This window comes from uncultured Maribacter sp., assembly GCF_947495965.1.
GTDB lineage: Bacteria > Bacteroidota > Bacteroidia > Flavobacteriales > Flavobacteriaceae > Maribacter_B.
Map to the genome: position 1 here is coordinate 181,981 of NZ_CANMBB010000003.1, position 17,314 is coordinate 199,294.

General features: G+C 36.5%; 14 protein-coding genes. All 14 read right to left on the minus strand.

All coding sequences use genetic code 11. From position 1 onward, the window contains the following. Positions 1-65 precede the first annotated feature (65 nt). The 14 genes from Q0820_RS08700 to mobB all read right to left on the minus strand — a co-directional run bounded on the left by Q0820_RS08700 (position 66) and on the right by mobB (position 17,311). Entirely contained in the window at positions 66-1,217 is a 1,152-nt protein-coding gene (locus Q0820_RS08700) for a helix-turn-helix domain-containing protein (protein ID WP_298487028.1), read from the minus strand. A gap of 98 nt (positions 1,218-1,315) precedes the next feature. Continuing rightward, a complete protein-coding gene (locus Q0820_RS08705) occupies positions 1,316-1,924 on the minus strand; it encodes an HD domain-containing protein (protein ID WP_298487030.1) in 609 nt (202 codons plus the stop codon). Beyond that, positions 1,921-2,352: a TerB family tellurite resistance protein gene (locus tag Q0820_RS08710; RefSeq protein WP_298487031.1), complete on the minus strand. Its 432-nt coding sequence runs from the start codon at positions 2,350-2,352 to the stop codon at positions 1,921-1,923. Before Q0820_RS08710 ends, Q0820_RS08705 begins: the two co-directional genes overlap by 4 nt. Positions 2,353-2,398: 46 nt before the next feature. Beyond that, on the minus strand, positions 2,399-2,812 hold the full coding sequence (locus Q0820_RS08715; protein WP_298487032.1) for a hypothetical protein: 414 nt from the start codon (positions 2,810-2,812) through the stop codon (positions 2,399-2,401). A 28-nt stretch (positions 2,813-2,840) separates the two neighbouring features. Further along, positions 2,841-4,280 carry a TolC family protein gene (locus tag Q0820_RS08720; protein ID WP_298487033.1) on the minus strand — a complete coding sequence of 480 codons (1,440 nt, stop codon included), beginning with the start codon at positions 4,278-4,280 and terminating at the stop codon, positions 2,841-2,843. Then, on the minus strand, positions 4,280-7,528 hold the full coding sequence (locus Q0820_RS08725) for an efflux RND transporter permease subunit (RefSeq protein ID WP_298487034.1): 3,249 nt from the start codon (positions 7,526-7,528) through the stop codon (positions 4,280-4,282). Before Q0820_RS08725 ends, Q0820_RS08720 begins: the two co-directional genes overlap by 1 nt. Positions 7,529-7,551: 23 nt before the next feature. After that, positions 7,552-8,634, minus strand: a complete 1,083-nt coding sequence (locus Q0820_RS08730) for an efflux RND transporter periplasmic adaptor subunit (protein WP_298487035.1) — start codon at positions 8,632-8,634, stop codon at positions 7,552-7,554. A 127-nt stretch (positions 8,635-8,761) separates the two neighbouring features. Next, the gene (locus tag Q0820_RS08735) at positions 8,762-9,085 is read right to left on the minus strand and encodes an LCI fold-containing protein (RefSeq protein ID WP_298487036.1); all 324 of its coding nucleotides are present in this window, start codon (positions 9,083-9,085) and stop codon (positions 8,762-8,764) included. Between the two features lie 241 nt (positions 9,086-9,326). Then, a complete protein-coding gene (locus Q0820_RS08740) occupies positions 9,327-10,820 on the minus strand; it encodes a ferritin-like protein (protein WP_298487037.1) in 1,494 nt (497 codons plus the stop codon). Then, positions 10,820-12,892, minus strand: coding sequence for a GMC family oxidoreductase (locus Q0820_RS08745; RefSeq protein ID WP_298487038.1), 2,073 nt, complete (start codon positions 12,890-12,892; stop codon positions 10,820-10,822). The genes Q0820_RS08740 and Q0820_RS08745 overlap by 1 nt, the downstream gene beginning before the upstream one ends. A gap of 3 nt (positions 12,893-12,895) precedes the next feature. Further along, positions 12,896-13,141 (minus strand): hypothetical protein, encoded by a 246-nt coding sequence (locus Q0820_RS08750; protein WP_298487039.1) that lies wholly within the window; start codon positions 13,139-13,141, stop codon positions 12,896-12,898. A gap of 410 nt (positions 13,142-13,551) precedes the next feature. Further along, positions 13,552-14,724 carry a hypothetical protein gene (locus tag Q0820_RS08755; protein ID WP_298487040.1) on the minus strand — a complete coding sequence of 391 codons (1,173 nt, stop codon included), beginning with the start codon at positions 14,722-14,724 and terminating at the stop codon, positions 13,552-13,554. Positions 14,725-14,846: 122 nt separating this feature from the next. Then, positions 14,847-16,286, minus strand: coding sequence for a type IV secretion system DNA-binding domain-containing protein (locus tag Q0820_RS08760; RefSeq protein WP_298487041.1), 1,440 nt, complete (start codon positions 16,284-16,286; stop codon positions 14,847-14,849). Next, positions 16,283-17,311, minus strand: coding sequence for a MobB family relaxase (gene mobB, locus Q0820_RS08765; RefSeq protein WP_298487042.1), 1,029 nt, complete (start codon positions 17,309-17,311; stop codon positions 16,283-16,285). Before mobB ends, Q0820_RS08760 begins: the two co-directional genes overlap by 4 nt. Positions 17,312-17,314 lie beyond the last annotated feature (3 nt).

Genomic DNA, 17,314 nt, shown 5'->3' on the forward strand with positions numbered 1-17,314 from the left:
ATTGATTTCTTATTAATCTATGGGAAACAAAGTTTAAATTTCAGAATATTAAACTCAAAAAAGATTTAACGATACTTAGCAGGTGTACAGCCTTCATATTTTTTAAATGCCGAATAAAATGTGGCTTTGGTGTGAAAGCCAACTTCCATGCCAATACCTTCTATGGACAAATGACTGAACTTAGCATCGCCTAAAAGTTCTTTCGCCTTGTCTACCCTAAACTTATTGATAAAATTGTTGAAGTTTAGCTCCAATTGATTGTTAAGAGCATAAGAAATTCTTCTAGGGTGAATTTGAGTTGCCTCTGCTATGTCCACTATGGTTAGGTTATGTCTTAAAAAACTTTGCGTATTCCGTATACTGTCTGTTATTGTATTTATGACCTCCATCATTTCTTCGGAATTCATAAATTGAGGCTTATCTTTCTTACTTGACAGTTGAGACAATAATGGAACTGATGTCTCTATCTCAGAACTTACTTCTTCATAGGGTATAAAATTTTGCTCTGGTTCAGGAAGAACCAAATATAACGACACTATATTGTCCTGGGTGATTCCTTTAAAAGAGACCCAATAAATCAATATCACATTAACCAAGGTTACGAAGAAATAAAGCGCATGGTTATCGATGAAATGGTGAAGCAATAACAGCAGTTGAAAACAAATACTGCCGTATATAAAAAGTTTGGACCAATTTAGGTTTTTATGAAACGTCTCAGAAAATTGATTGCCTACTTCTTTTTGGTGTAATATAATCCAACGAATGGTCAACACACCAATAAAAATGGAATAGCCTAGACCAAACACAAAATAAATCAACGCATAGTATGAAAACTTGAGTTGCAGTTTGGTTTCAATCGGAAGAAAGAAAATTATCAGCCCAACAACAGTTTCAACAACACCAGGTATCAGCGTCCAATAACTCAGTTTTCTACCATTGAATACCGATACTTTTTGGATATAGATATAAAACAACGGATAGGCCAAAAAATGAAAATGAATAGGTGGTAGTTCTAATATGGGATATTGATGCAAAATCCCCATATCCTCTAATATATTTGGAATTGGCTCTAAAGAAAACAATAGTATAAATAGCCCCAAAAACAGTGTGGGCCTATTCTTTTTGGAATGCAATAATAGTAGCATTATTCCAAAAAGCAGTCCTTGAATTACACCAAGGATATCTATGATACTTATTATGTTATATGAAAACTCCATTAAGGATTACAAAATTACATTTTAATAGTTTTTTATATTCATTGAAATGCATAAAATATACTCATCGTTATAAAATAGCCAATTAAACACGGGTAATATCAGTCTTTAATAATCCTTCTTTTGTATCCTGTTTTTAAGAGTTTAATATTTTCCTGCTTGATAGGATCCAAAATGTTTTTACCATAGGAGGTGTGAAACTTATGCTTCTCCAAAAAACAGACATTTAAGACTTTCCAATCTTCATCTGAATAATTCACCTTCTTAAAATCTGACCACTCCCTTCGCAATAACTCACATTTCGTAAAAAACATCTTTGTTCCTAAATGATATAAATCTGCATCACAGATAATATTTTCAAATTTGCTGTAAGGTTTCTGCGGCATCTTAGTGGCATTTATACAGGCACAAACAATAGCTATCTTAACCTTGTCATACTTGTATTTGGATAAAAACGAACGAGCCTCATGGCAGCTGCAATCTTCATGACCTTCAAAAACCAGCGAATTTCCAATATCATGGAATAGTGCTGCCAATAAAACTGGTTCGAGCATTTTTAAGTCTATCCTTTCGTATTTTCCTATTTTCAAGACATTTTGATATACCTCTATCGTATGTCTTAAATTATGGAATTGCAGCATAGCGCAACGGCTTTTGGAAAGCCGTTGCATACAATGATTCTTTGCTATGCTTACAATATCATAGTTCATTCTGATAATAGCTTAACGAACAGTGTATACTCATCAAAAGAGACCTTTCCACTGAATATCTTGATAGAGGTTTGTATCAATTTTTTTGCCATAACATCATCAAATCCAATACCTATCGCATACCTTTTAATCAGGTGCATTTCAAGTTCATCAATCTCATGATCTGCATAAATCATGCAAAACAATTCATAGATGTATTCAAAGCGTTCTTTTATGGATGTTACCATAGGCAAAGGATAGCTAGAAATATTATTCATTATTTCCTTGTGCTGTTCTTCACTAATATCAAGCTTTCTTGAAAAGTTGTTCAACATTTCCTGCTCTGCTTTGTTCACTTTCCCATCCACCAAAGCCATATTGACTATTGCTGCAAAATGCAGTACATTCCGTTTCTGGGTTCCAGACTCATATATTTGTGATATAGACATTTTATGTGTGTTTTTAGTTTATTAATTCTTTGCATTTAAAAAGACCTTACCATCGAAAGTTTAAAAAAGTGTCAGCTTCTGTGAGCAACTCATTTTCCGTTCGATGATTATGGGTTGCTATATGCCCCATTATCTTTTTACCTAGATTCTTATAGTGTTTGTTTATATATGCCTCTAGGTTTTCACCCTCATTGGCACTTCCTTTTCCATGTGCAGCTATGAGCAGAAAATCGAAATCCGAAATTTCTTTTATTATTTTTTTAAAAAAGCGGTGCTCATCATTCTTTGATTTGCCACCTGCATTATTTTTTATTTTACCCACTGCTTTCCAATCATCACTGTGTTTATGTTTCTTTTCAGGATTTTGAGTAAACTCATTGCTTCTTTGATATAAAATTGCTTCCTGATGGTCTAACTTCAGCAGACCGATTTTACTGTTTTTAATGTCATTGATGAACATCTTTATTTTTTTTAATTACTGATATTTTTTATTTCCATCCACCTCCAAGAGCGCGGTATACTGAAATTCTAGCCATCATCTGCTCTTTTTTGGTTTCTACAAGTTCTATTTTGGATTCTAACGCATCTCGTTGTGTGAGCAATACTTCCATATAATCTGCACGGGCCGACTGAAAGAGTTGGTTTGATATTTCTATGGATTTTGTGAGCGCATTGACCTGTTCATTTTTAAACTCATAATTCTTTTTCAAGTTCTCAATATTGGACAGCTCATTGGTTACTTCCATATATCCGTTCAAAATGGTTTTCTCATACTCAAAAACGGCTCTTAATTGTTTGGCGTTAGCATTAGCATATTCGGCTTTAATAGCATTTCTATTGATTAAAGGACCAACAACATCACCAGCCAAACTATAAAGAAGAGATTCAGGGGTTGAAGTCAAAAATTTTGGTTTAAATGCCTCCAGTCCGACTCCTGCCTTTAAACCGAACGATGGATAAAAATTGGCTCTTGCTGCTTTTACATCTAATTTGGAAGCTGCCAATTCATACTCAGCCCTTCTTATATCTGGGCGATTTTGTAATAATTGCGACGGTATCCCTGCAGATACCGCATCAATAGAAGTACCTAAGAAACTTTCTGAGATTCTGGTAATTGGCATAGGCTGTCTACCCATCAAAAAGTTGATTCTGTTCTCAGTTTCAACAATCTGTTGCTTCACTTCATATTTACCACTTCTGTTTTTTAATACCTCGGCTTCAAAACGTTTTACCGCCAACTCGGTAGCACGAGCAGCTTGTTTTTGAAGTTTGACAATTTCTAGGGCATTTTGTTGAATTTCAAGATTCTGTTCTATGATAGCTAATTGATTATCTAGGGCAATCAATTCGTAATAAGCATCGGCTATTTCAGCCACCAGATTGGTTACCATAAAATTCTTGCCTTCCATACTGGCGAGATACTCCATCACCGCTGCTTTCTTTGAATTGCGCAGTTTCTTCCATACATCAAGCTCCCAAGAAGCAAACAGTCCTGCAGTATAGTTCTGTAACGGGTCAGGAAATGCTTCTTCTTCTCGTATTGGCAAGTTGCCCTCCACAGCACCATTACGGGTAAATTCTCCCACTTTTTCAACTTCTGCTCCTGCCTGATAATTCACGAAAGGAAGATACTCTCCCTTTCGTGCTTTAATTTCATTTTTGGCAACTGCTATCTGCTGCAACACGATGTTTAATTCTTGATTATTCACCAGTGCAGTGTCAATAAGAGCACTCAAATATGGGTCGGAGAAAAAATCCTTCCAGGGAACCACGCCACTATTAAGCGTGTCGTTCAATTGTTGCTTATACACTTCTGGGACAGTTGTATTTGCTTCCCGTATGTTCTTAGTTGGCACACAAGACTGTAGGAACGCCACCAGAACTAAAAGAAGGATATATGATTTTTTATGTTTGAATATTGTTTTCATTACTTATTCGTTTTTTTTCTAGCTGTAAGCTTTTGTAACAGTTTCTTTATGCGGGTCAATTCCATTTTGGTTTCACTTTTACCTTCAGATGTTCTCATAAACTCTTCGGAAACCGGTTCATCGGACTCGTTTTTAATCAGTCCGCGACCATCGGCCATTCTACCAAAAATGTAGTACAGTCCAGGAATTACCAAAACACCAATTAAGGTTCCAATAAGCATTCCTCCCATAGCGGAACCACCAATGGTTCTGTTTCCAATGGCGCCTGCTCCTGTAGCAATTACCAATGGAATCAATCCAGCAATAAATGAAAAAGAGGTCATGAGAATAGGACGAAAACGCATCTTTGCGCCTTCAATGGCCGCAGCCAGTACAGTGGCACCTTCACGTCTACTTTGTACGGCAAATTCAACAATAAGCACCGCATTTTTACCGAGTAGTCCAACCAACATGATGAGTCCAATCTGAGCGTATACATCATTGGCTAAGCCCATCATTTTAAGCAACAGGAATGAACCGAAAATACCAACGGGCAATGATAATATCACCGCCAAAGGCAATAGAAAACTCTCATATTGGGCGGCTAAAACGAGGTAAACAAATATCAATACCACTGCAAAAATGTAAATGGATTCGTTTCCACGACCAGCCTCATCATAGGAAAGTCCTTCCCAAGCGATATCATATCCACGGGGTAACTTTTCTTTGGCTACTTCACGAATGGCTTTGATGGCATCATCACTGGTATACCCTGCCGCTGGAAGCCCCCTAATCGCTGCTGAATTATACAGGTTGTAACGGGTAATCTCATTAGGTCCCAATTTTTTTTCCAAGGTCATAAAAGAAGAATAGGGTACCATTTCTCCTGTTTCATTCTTAACAAAGAGTTTTTCCAAATCAGACGGAAGTCTACGGTATTCTGGACCTGCCTGTGTATACACTTTAAAGAATCGTCCGAACTTAATGAATCCCTGCTCATAGGTACTTCCTATAAGAATGTTCAGGTTCTCCATTGCTTTTCCAATGGAAACCCCTTTTTGCATGGCCGCTTTATTATTGACCTTAAGCTCATACTGTGGATAGTTTGCCGCAAAAAAGGTAAAAAGCCCTGTGAGTTCTTTTCTTTCGCGCAACGCATCCATAAAGGCATTGTTTATTTTCTCGAATTCCTGATAATCCGTACCATCTGTCTTATCCAACAGACGCATTGAAAATCCACCCGAAGACCCAAAACCAGGTACTGCAGGAGGTTCAAAATATTCAATTACGGCACCTAAATCCTTACTTTCCTCTTCCAATTCCTCCATGATTTCATGTACCGATTTGTCCCGTTCTGACCAGGGTTTCAAATTGATTAAACAAGTACCGGCATTGGAGCCACGTCCTTCCGTCATAATCTCATATCCTGCAAGTGATGAAACAGATTCTACGCCTTCCGTTTCTTCACATAACAACTGTAGATTTCTCGCAACCTCATTCGTGCGCTCCAATGTAGCACCTGGGGGAGTCTGAATTATAGCATAAATAGTACCCTGGTCTTCATTTGGTATAAATCCTGCAGGCAAAACCTTATTGGTTACAAAGATTCCTACGCAGAAAGCTATTAGAATACCAAAAGTGACAACTCTTCTGTTTACAATACGCGTTAAAATGCCAACATAACGTCCTGTCAACTTCTCAAATCTGCCATTGAACCAATCAATAAATCGGTTGATTGGTGTTTTCTTCCTTGGTTTGTTGTGGTCATTTTTCAATATCATGGCACATAACACTGGGGTCAGTGTCAATGCGACAACGGCTGAAATAATAATGGAACCTGCCATTGTGATTGAAAACTGTCTGTAGAACACCCCAACAGGCCCCGTCATAAACGATACGGGTACAAAAACCGATACCATGACCAGTGTAATGGCTATAATTGCACCACCAATTTCACCTATTACCGTTTTCACCGCCTGATAAGGTGTTAAGTTGTGGTCTCCCTCCATTTTGGCATGAACCGCCTCGACCACAACAATAGCGTCATCCACAACAATTCCAATTGCCAGTACCAGTGCGAACAACGTAATCAAATTGATAGAGAGCCCGAACAACTGCATCACAAAGAACGCTCCAATCAATGAAACGGGTACGGCTATAATGGGAATGAGCGTAGACCTCCAATCCCCTAAAAACAGGAATACTACAATAGCTACTAGGATAAATGCATCCCTGAGTGTATGTATTACTTGCTCTATGGATGCATCCAGAAAATTGGAAACATCATAACTGATTTTATAGTCTACTCCTGGAGGGAGATATTCTTCAAGTTCATTTAATTTATCTTTTACGGTATCGATAACATCACTGGCATTACTACCGAACGTTTGTTTTAATACTATGGATGCTGAAGGCTTTCCATCCAAATTGGAATAGATATCAAAGAACTCACTTCCCAACTCTACTTCCGCAATATCTCCCAACGTAAGGATTTCACCTTCTTCATTTGCCTTTATAATAATATCCTTGTATTGGTCTGCCTCATTGAACCTCCCTTCATAAGTAAGTACGTATTCTAGGGATTGCGCCTGTTTTCCAGAACTTCTTCCCAACCTACCTGGTCTGGCAATGACACTCTGTTCGTCCATAGCCTCCAAAACTTCTTCGGCTGATATATTATAGGCACGCATACGGTCTGGTTTGAGCCATACACGCATAGCATATTTACGGCTACCCAAAATTTTAGCACTCGCAATACCGTTGATTCGCTGTAACTCAGGTACGATTTTGGTATAAGCATAATTGTATAGGAACTTTTCATCGTTCTTCTTTGCATCACTATACAGGTTCACATACATGAGCATACTCGGCTGAACGGGAGTAATGATTACCCCTTCACGTTGTACCAATGGCGGCAATAATGGCATGACTTGGTCTACCCTTGTCTTTACACGTACCACAGCTTGGTTAGGGTCTGTACCTGGTTCAAAAATGATGCGCAAAGTACCTTCACCAGCACTGGTAGCATCTGAGGCGATATAACGCATTCCCTGAACCCCGTTAATGGAGGTTTCCAAGGGAATCAAGGTGGATTTCACCAATACATCTGCACTTGCACCTGGATAGGCAATAAAAATATTGACCGTTGTTGGGGCAATCTGCGGGAATTGAGAAGTTGGTAATTTATTGATGGAAAGCAACCCCGTAAAAACAATAATTACAGAGATGACTATGGCCAATACGGGCCGTTTTATAAATTGACTGAACATTTCTTTTGCTATTTACGGGTGGATTATTCTGCGTAGAGGTCTAAGCTTGACATCGCTTTTTCAGGCTCAAGAAACTCATAGGCAATTTGTTCCCCTTCTTTTACCAATCGAATCCCTTCCAACAACACCTTATCATTTTCGGAAAGTCCTTTTTCCACGACAAACAAATGAGGGAGTTCGGCACTTATAAAAATTTCTCTTTGTTGAATCACATTGTCCTTATCCAGTACAAAAACAAATTTCTTGTCCAACACTTCAAAGGTTGCTTTCTGTGGAATAATAAGAGCATCCATAAGTGGTACCCTCATTAAAATACTACCAGTTTCCCCGTGCCTTAGAATCTTGTCCGGATTTGGAAATGTCGCTCTAAAGGCAATATTACCCGTCTCGTTATTAAATTCACCTTCTATGGTTTCTACGATTCCCTTATGATTGAATTCTCTGTTATTGGCCATCAATAGGCTTACTTCCGTTCTGTCATCTTTATGGCCATCTGTAATGTAATCCAGATATTCAGCTTCGGGAACATTGAAATAGACCCACATCTTACTATTATCGGATAAAGTGGTGAGCAGTTCACCTTCATCCAGCAAACTTCCTTCCCTTACATGCAGGTGGTCCATAATACCATCAAATGGCGCTTTAACGTCCGTAAACCCAAGATGGGTTTTTGCCATCGTAACTTCGGCATTCGCTTTTTCAAAATTTGCTTTGGACATTGCCAACTCATTAGGGGAAACCACATTTTTATCTGCCAATAATTTGGTGTTTTTATACTCGATTTCCGCTACATCGGCTTCAGCTTCGGCTCTTTGTAGTTCTGCCTGATACACATTGGGCATTATTTTAAACATGGGTTGCCCTTTCTTTACCGTCTGTCCTTCATCTACGGATATCTTTTGCAAGTATCCTTTTTCAAGAGCTCTTAACTCTATGTGCCTTATGGAATGGATTTGACATACATAGTCTTTGGTAATTATGGTATCCATTTTAATTGGACTGGTTACCAAATGTTTGACCTGCTCTTTATGCTCTTTTTTGTGTTGATTGCAGCTTGTATAGCTTAACAGAATCAATAAGACCATAACAATGGGAATTCTTTTCATTACTTTGATTGTTTAAATGAATTGATATTGTGAGTACGATTACATATCATCGAACTCAATTGATTATTTGAATTGAAATTTTAAATACTGGGAAATGCCTAAATCGTTAGGACTTTAAAGTGTAGGATTAACAAGCAATCTTCAGACGACAATACTTGATATAATGTGGTGTCTGGTTTAGACTGAAATTATTGGAAAAAGAACCAATACTTGATTTTACGAGAATCTCTATATGCCGTATATCAACATAATTTTGAAGCAGTGCTCCATTTCCGAAACTTCCACCGTCCTCAATGATAACATCATCGACAATGGGTGCGATGACATCTACATAAATTTCTTCTTCAACCTCTGAAGTAATACCTTCCAAAGGTTGTGTATTGAATACCTCCCCTGAGGTCAGAGGAGCTAAAAGCAAGGAAGAAATTAATATGAGAAACTTAAGTTTCATTAAATTTTATAGAATCGTTTTAATCGAGGGCAAAAGTATTTTAGAATCACCTTTATATACAAGAAGTAAGTGATTAGGGGAGTTTAAATTTCAGAAATTTGAACTCAATAACCTTTTTATGAACCGATTTTAACCTTTGAAAACTGATTCCGATTTCCATATAGCTTTAATTTCAAACAGAAGTTACATTTGAGAGAAGCTATTAAAACAGTAATCCTTTTGAATTAATTTTTATACCCTTTCAATCAATTGGATATTCAAAAGTAGGAGCAGCATTTTCTACACTAGACAACGGTTGACGCATCAAATTTACCGCTTGTTCTTTCAAAGCATACATTATAATGATTGACTTCTCCAATTCCTCATGCTTGCCTTCTACAGCATGTTGTATAGCATCTAATAGTTTTTTGTAAGTTTTATTGAATTCATTGACCATTCGACTCAATGAAGCATTAGATGACACTTCCTCAATTTTAAAATTTGACTTAATTGGATATACCGCACTCCAATCTATTAGAAGTTCATTTCCAACAGGAGGTGTAGATACGGGCATCATTCCATCTTTATCCATAAATGGTTTATAATCCCCACCCGAATAGAGGTGTTCATGAAAAATTTCCTTAAACCTGAAATAATGGGCAAGTTCAAACCCTTCTCCAAACTGAGATGGGTCAACAGAAAAAACTGTTCCATCTGCACCTTCTCCCTGTCCCTTAATCTCTTCAAAAACTTCTATAACTCCTTTTAGGCTTTCTACAGTATGCAACTTACCACCACTACCATAATATTGTTCAGGACGTATCTGTTTTTTAGGGTTTCCCTTAAATATTCCTCCGGTATTTATTTCTTCAAAGGAAGAAGGCCATTTCCCTGTTGTACGATAATAATCAAGAGCCTGGAACAGAACAATAAAGAAGAACACAAGGTCATAAAATTCCCCTATGGTATTGACATACATTTTTATATACTCTTCTAAGTTTTTAATATTCCAGTGTCCATCGGTTCTAGCTATTTCTTCTATTCCAAATAATTTAACACCCATTAAAGGATCCTGGTAGACGGGAGCTTCTACCAATGGACTAGTTGGACTTTCGATGGAAATAAAAGTTGATACACTATTTTGAGAAAATTTTTCAAGACCAACATAAAAATCAACATTCAACGGTAATTGCATTGGGTAAACAGGATAGTTTTCAGGAGCATTAACCGAAGGTTGAATATCCATTGCATTCATAACGTTACATACCATAATCATATGAAGCATTTCCTCCACAGCAATACTTCTAACGACTTGAGATGCCCATTCATTTGTGCCATTTTTAATAGAGTAAAGTGCAGTTAAGTAAGGAGGAATTGTAGAATGTTCTATAAGTATTGCTAATTGTAAAAGTTCCTGAAGAAACCCTTTGTAATCTATCGTAGCAATATCACTTTGCTCAACTAATGAAATACTACTATCAGTTTCTTTCTTAACTTCTAACTCCATTTCCAGCAATGATTTAGATGTGCTTTCCATATATTGTTGAAAAGTTTCGTAATCGCCATTAATAAGTAAGTTTGACAGCGTATTACTATGCTCTTTGAGTCCAAGTTTCCAATCCTCTATACTAATCTCTTTATTGAATAGAAGTTGAGAAAGAGATGGAAAATCATTTTCAGGTAACGACTTCGAATTTTTAGGTTTAAGAACTGGCTCTTCTACATTTTTGTTTTTGTCGATTAGTTTCTGCCTCATTATTTATTGTATTTAATATTTTGTTCAATATCGCTAAGAATGGATTCTACTGAACGAATGGCTAAAGCCGTTAAGGTCAAGGTTGGATTTGATGTTCCCAAAGTTGGCATATTACCAGCACCTACGATATATAAATTTGGATGATCCCAAGCTTTACAATAGTTATTGGTAACCGATTTATTTGGGTCATCACCCATTCGATGCGTACCTACTACATGGCCTGCCCCATTATATGAATATCTAACATTGTTGTAAACAAAAGTGTTATTGTCTCCTTCTCTATAATCTGTATAATCTTTAGCTCCCATTTGTTTCATCATTTGATCAGACACAAGTTTTGCCTGTTCCATACCTTTCTTTTCATAATCCGTCAATTGAAAGTGAACAATAGGTCTTGGAATCCCCATAACATCAAGATATTCTTCACTGATAGTCACTCTGTTTTCTGGATGGGGAAGTTGTTCTATCTCAAAGTGAATCAAGAATTGCCTTGTAAGTCTATGTTTTAGAGATTCCTTTAATTCAGTTCCAAATTGGCCATTTCTAATGAATTCTTGAATATCTGTGCCAGGTGAAAACGCGGGCCAACCCCACCCCCAATTATCTAATGGCGAAATCCAAGGAGCATAATCACCTCGAAAATCACCATCTCGAAAAGTAGAAATATTGGTTGTAGAACCTGGTCCTCTGAAAGGATAAACAGGTTCAGGGAACAATCCCCATGTAAGCAATACCATATGGTCCATTAAATTTCTACCTACCTGATCACTACGGTTTGCAACAGTTCTCTCTACTGTTTTGTTATTTTCTATTTTTAAGTATTTTGAATTCAATAAAATTTTCGGGTTTTCAAAGGCATTTGCAGCAAGAACCACTATAGACTCGGAAGTATCAATTACTTCTTCAACAAAGTCACTCTTATCTTCTGAAAAATATTTACGTAAATAAAGCTTAGTGATACGCTCATTATCAGAAGTATCAACTTCCAACTTGTATACAACACTCTGAGCTTGAACTTCAATATTGTCAATACGTGTTAGACTATCATTATCATTTCTCTTATACAATGCTTTTTTTAAAGTTTTCAAAGCATTGTATTTGGCCTGAACAGGGCAAATAGGTACACAAGAAGCATTACCTTCGCAACGCTCACCTAAATAGGGATTCCATGTAGCTCCAATCGCAGCATACTTTTCTTTGTCTTCATCTAAAACCAAACGATAGTTAGGTAACTTTTTCGTTTTCTGTGCTTTAATTAGTTTAGTATTCTTAAATTTTGGATTGGGTGTAGAATTTCGTGCTTGAGGAGAAGGCACAAAGATTAGTGGATAATTTTCCGAGCCCATTTTTACATTCTCACCTGACAGTTTTTCCATGATTTTTTTATCCATATAACTCTGAGGGATTTCTTTCATTGGAAATACATAATCTTTTCCATAATACTCATCCATATCTGTTATTTCGGGATATTGTTGAACATGAACATTACCAGAAACACCTATTTCAAACTCGGCCATCTCATAATATGGTTTTAACTCATCGTAATCTATTGGCCAATCTACCGCCCGATTATATTTGTTTTTCAATTTAAAATCATTTGGTAGCATTCTAGGGGTAGTTCCTAGCCAATGAAGCGTTGTTCCACCACCAATACGAATTGAGTCACTAGCAAAAGGCATCGGACCAAACTGTACGAGGTAGCCTGTTTTATCTGGAAATGGAGGGGTAATTTTACGTATGTGGATTACATCAGGAGAAGGAGCTTGTTTCAAATTAGGATAAGGAGAATTGGGTACTTTAGCCACACTTTCATAGTAAGTCTTTATATAATCACTGTATGTATTTAGTGCATCAGTGTTCTCTAGTTCCAGTCCAGCCTTTAAACCTGCCTCTAACATTAAAATAGATATTTCTCTAATGTTCGATTTAGAACCCACCTCTCTTCTATGAATAATTCGATTTTCATTTTTTTCATAGACATGATCAGTAAGAAGTTTTGCGACCATTGAACCTGAAATTCCTGTGCCAACTATAATAACATCATTCTTTTTTTTCTTTTCTGATTTAGACATGGATTATGAATTAAATGGTTTAACACTCCATGATTTAAATCCAGGTTGTTTAGCACCAGGAGGATGACTCTCCATTAACTTCCAGATTAAACCTTCGGTATAAGACAACTGAGTAATATAAGTTCCATTCCACGAACCTAAATACCAAACATTAATTATCTTGCTTGTAATGACCTTCATATCTTTAGCAGTTACCAAGCTATCTGTTATGTTTTTTTTCAATTCATCTTCATTAGATGAAGTTTCCAAAATAGATTTGGAAACACTGAGAAATTCAACAAAAGTGCCTGATTCCATTGAGTTCAAAATGTAATTGTAATATTCTATACTTAAACCAGTGGATTGTAATTCTTCTATAGAAAACCCTGTCAGGGCTTTCGAAATAGACATAAATACCTCGTAATAAAAGTCATTTATGTTTATTATTTCATTTATCCTCATTTCAATTATTTGTTTTAATGAAGTACAATTGTTCTTAATTCATCTAGTATCATGTAATCATAAAAATCAGTTACCTCTTTAAATACTATTACTTGATATTTGACTCTTAAATTTTCTCTCTAAAATAAAATGCCTTGTATCAGATTTGTATTGCTTTTTAGGATAATATCATCTGCTAAAAATCTTTAAAGACAATGACATTTATAGATTACATCACTTTATTTGGGAAAAGAGTATTTGTCTGGATTATATTTCAATATTATATCTATAATTTCATTTTCATCCTCAGATAGATGTAGCAGCTCTCCATATGGTCTACCCTCAGACACTTTCTTTATTAAGTCCCAAACAGGTCGTTCCTTTGTCCATCTTTGCTTCCCAAATAGAATCATTGGGGAGACATATTTCTTAAAATCATGTTTATTGTAGGGAGCATAATGATTTTGGGCAGCATCCTGAAAAATCTCTTGTGTAGTTCCTGCACTGCCAGGAGCAAAAATGACTCCATATTTTGCAATCGCTAAAAGCCCATCTTCTCGAACGCTATTTGCAAAATATTTAGCTATGTGCGTTGCAAATGGTGCTGGTGGTTCATGTCCATACAACCAAGTAGGGATTCCAACACTCTTAGATTCTTTTTCTTTTCCATTAGGAATAGGATATTTTTCCATAACTCTCCAAGCTCTATGCAACCAATCCTTATCAGCATATTCTTTACCATCTGGTGCATCTGGCGGACGTACTTTTATTTCGTCAACGGCTTCCTCTAATTCTTCCAATTTTCTACAAGCGAAGTATGCACCTAAATGAGTAGCTTCCATAGCGCCAGGACCACCACCACTTACCATTAAAAAACCTTTTTGCGTAAGTGTTCTTGAAATTTTAGCAACTCGTAAATAGTATGGGTCTCGACGCTCCATCGAATGACCTCCCATTATTGCCACTACCTTACGCCCTTTTAAAACTTCACCCAAAGCATCCGTAATACTATGGTCATGAAGTCGTCTCATAAGACTTGTCTTTATGGACAATGGATTTTCCATTCCGTTAACTACGTATTCCTTATAAACTTTATAGTCATAAGTACTTTTATAACCATCTTCATTTTTAATATCAAATCCTTTAAATAGTTCTTTTACTTTATATAAACGTGCCCTGTGTGTTTCAAAAGCTATATCTTCTCCATTGGAAATAACCATACCTCCAGTTTTAACAATATATCCCGCTAATTCATCTGGCATTTCACAACCTAAGAATATTGAATCTTTGAAAAAGAGTTTAGTTATTTTTTCTGTGAAATCGGTTAAGTCTATAGCTTGTATCGCTGTTGGTTCTTTGGCTCCGCTATCCAACCATATCCGAAGGTCATTTTTATTGTCGATTTCTTTCATTTTGATTGATTTTTTAAAGTCTTCAAAATAAGAATTTTAACATTAAAAAACATACCTTTTACTGGGTATTTTTTTACTCAAAAAAAAAACTGAAGTAGACTCTCTTTTAAAAGTCTTTGAATCTATTTGGTAAACAATGACCTTATATCTCGATATACTTGTTCAAAATTCGATTGCAATTCAGCTTCTGAAAATTGCTTTCTTCTTTCAGGCAATTCCTTTTCAATTTTGGGCAAGGTAAACTGTACTTTTTTGTCTTTACCATCTGCAAACGTGATAAATTCTCCTTGCTTTAATCGAAAGAAAATATCAGCTCTACGTTTGGAGACTTCTTTTTCACCTTTAGTTATTCGACTCTCTAAACTCAATCCGCTACTTTTACTAATGCTTTTCGTTGGCTGTTTGATTAATTCAAAAAAGCGTTCATAGTATTTGGCGGTATCAGGGTCGTTTACTTTTCCAAAAAATTGATAAGATAGGTTACTTAAAATAGCTCTACTCGCCTTATCTCCATAAATCATATCATTTTGGATTTTGTCCTGCATTACATAAACTGTGGCAATATCGTAACTACGTAAAGTGGCAGGAATACGATGCATATTCAATAAGCGAATCGTAGGAGCTTCCTCCATCATCAAAAATGAGGGCTTTGCATTTCGTACACTCATTTGTTTGGTAATGGTATGCACAATAGTGGCTATGATGGGTGAATAAGCGGATTCATATTTAGGATTATTAACCACCGAAATTACACCTGATTTTTCCTGACTATTGATGTCCAGAGGAACTTCATCTGCAGATAATGCCATAAAGATGCGTTGTGTGCTTATCTTTTTAAACGCATTTGCCAAGGTGCTTTTTACGCCTGCAGTCTGTCTATCAGAATCTTTACCACTTATAAAAGCGTCTGCCATAGCTCTGGAGGTTACATTGCTTTCTAGAAAAGCAATGAGGCTATCGGTATCTAGAAGTTGATAGATAGCTATTAAATGAGGTAAGGTACAGTACTCTGGGTATGATGTTTTTAATTTCCATATCAATCCACTAATCAAGCCTTCTGCAGCATCGGTAAAAAATTTAGATGTTCCTGTACTACCTGACTCTTTTTGCTCCAAAAGATTTTCAATCAATACCCTGGAAACTTCGTTGACACTTTCTTCATTAATCATGTAACGGGGAGCAATGGGATTTACCCGATGATATATCCTATCAAACGAGACAATATAAAACGGAATTTTGGCTGCTTCAAATAAAGGATAAGCAATCTCCGTAAGTTCAAAATGTTTGTAATCGTGAAGCACCCCACAAAATGAATGTTGGCTAAAATGCCTTAGAAAATTATAGACGACGCTTTCGGTTTTCCCACTGCCTGCAGAACCAATTACGGATGCGCCCCGTTTTATATTATCGATTTGGAACTTACCCGATTTAGTTTTGAACTGAACCTGATATTTTTTATCCGCTTTACTACTTGAAGAACTTAAAAACACATAAAGCACTGTACATAAAAATAGTGTTGGGGCAATTATATAAAGGACGATATGAGCCACTGACCAACTCATATACCTATGGAACTTGATTTAATGGCAATGTCTACCCCTTTTTTAAGGCGTTTAATGGCTTTGATTGCCAATTGCGCCTGATTAGTTGGAATGTTCATCACGGGTACACCTGACTTGCCTAGAATTTTAAATGCTGCTGCTTTTTCATTGGTAGGCAATCCACTCAGTACAGAAAAATAGAGCTTGGGATTTTTGATAAAATCTTTTTTAGCTTGATAGGTTTCTGCATAGTTTCTTTTATACCCAAATTGTTTATCAAACCTCTTTTCCGCATTGGCAAAAAATGAATCCCTATTAAATCCACGCTTGACTTTTTTTCCGTTCATCTCCACTTCCGAAGCTTTGTATTTACTTCCTGGGGATAGGCTCACGGAATTGGATGCGTCTTTTCGGCTTACGATAATGTGGATATGACTTTGGCTTCCTTCCTTTTGCATTCCTTGAACAATCCGCTTTCCGTTCTGTTGGTGTGGTGCTTCTTTCTCCAGTTGATTCATTCTTTTCTTCAGTTTTGAAATATCGCCTTCCAGCTTGCCATTTTCAATTCTTCGGATGTCTTGCTTTAACTGAAGTATTTTGGTAGCATAGGGTTGGTTTTCTTTAATTTGAAAATCCGTTCCCTTGAACTTTCGTTGGTGTTCAATCTTGGCATAGTATTTTATATCATTGATGGTTATCTGCTTACCGTTGATTTCTCTATTAAATGATGCAACATAGTCTTTCATCAACTCACGGGTATAGGCTTTTAAATCTTTGCTGTTATTTTGTAATTGCTTCAATTCGTATTTGCTTGGGCTTATGGTGATGGAATAAAATTTGGGTTCGGTCTTTTTCAATTTTGCGGTGTTTCCATCAATTTCTTTTACCACTTCTTTTGCACTTATTTCTTCTCCGTATTGATTGAAAAAGTGTTCCATATCCTGTTGCTCTAATCCCTGATTTTCTTTCTCCAGATAGGCAACATAATCTGCTACACTTTGTGAATATGAGCCTCCTAGTTTTTGAGGTGTGATGGTGATATACATTTT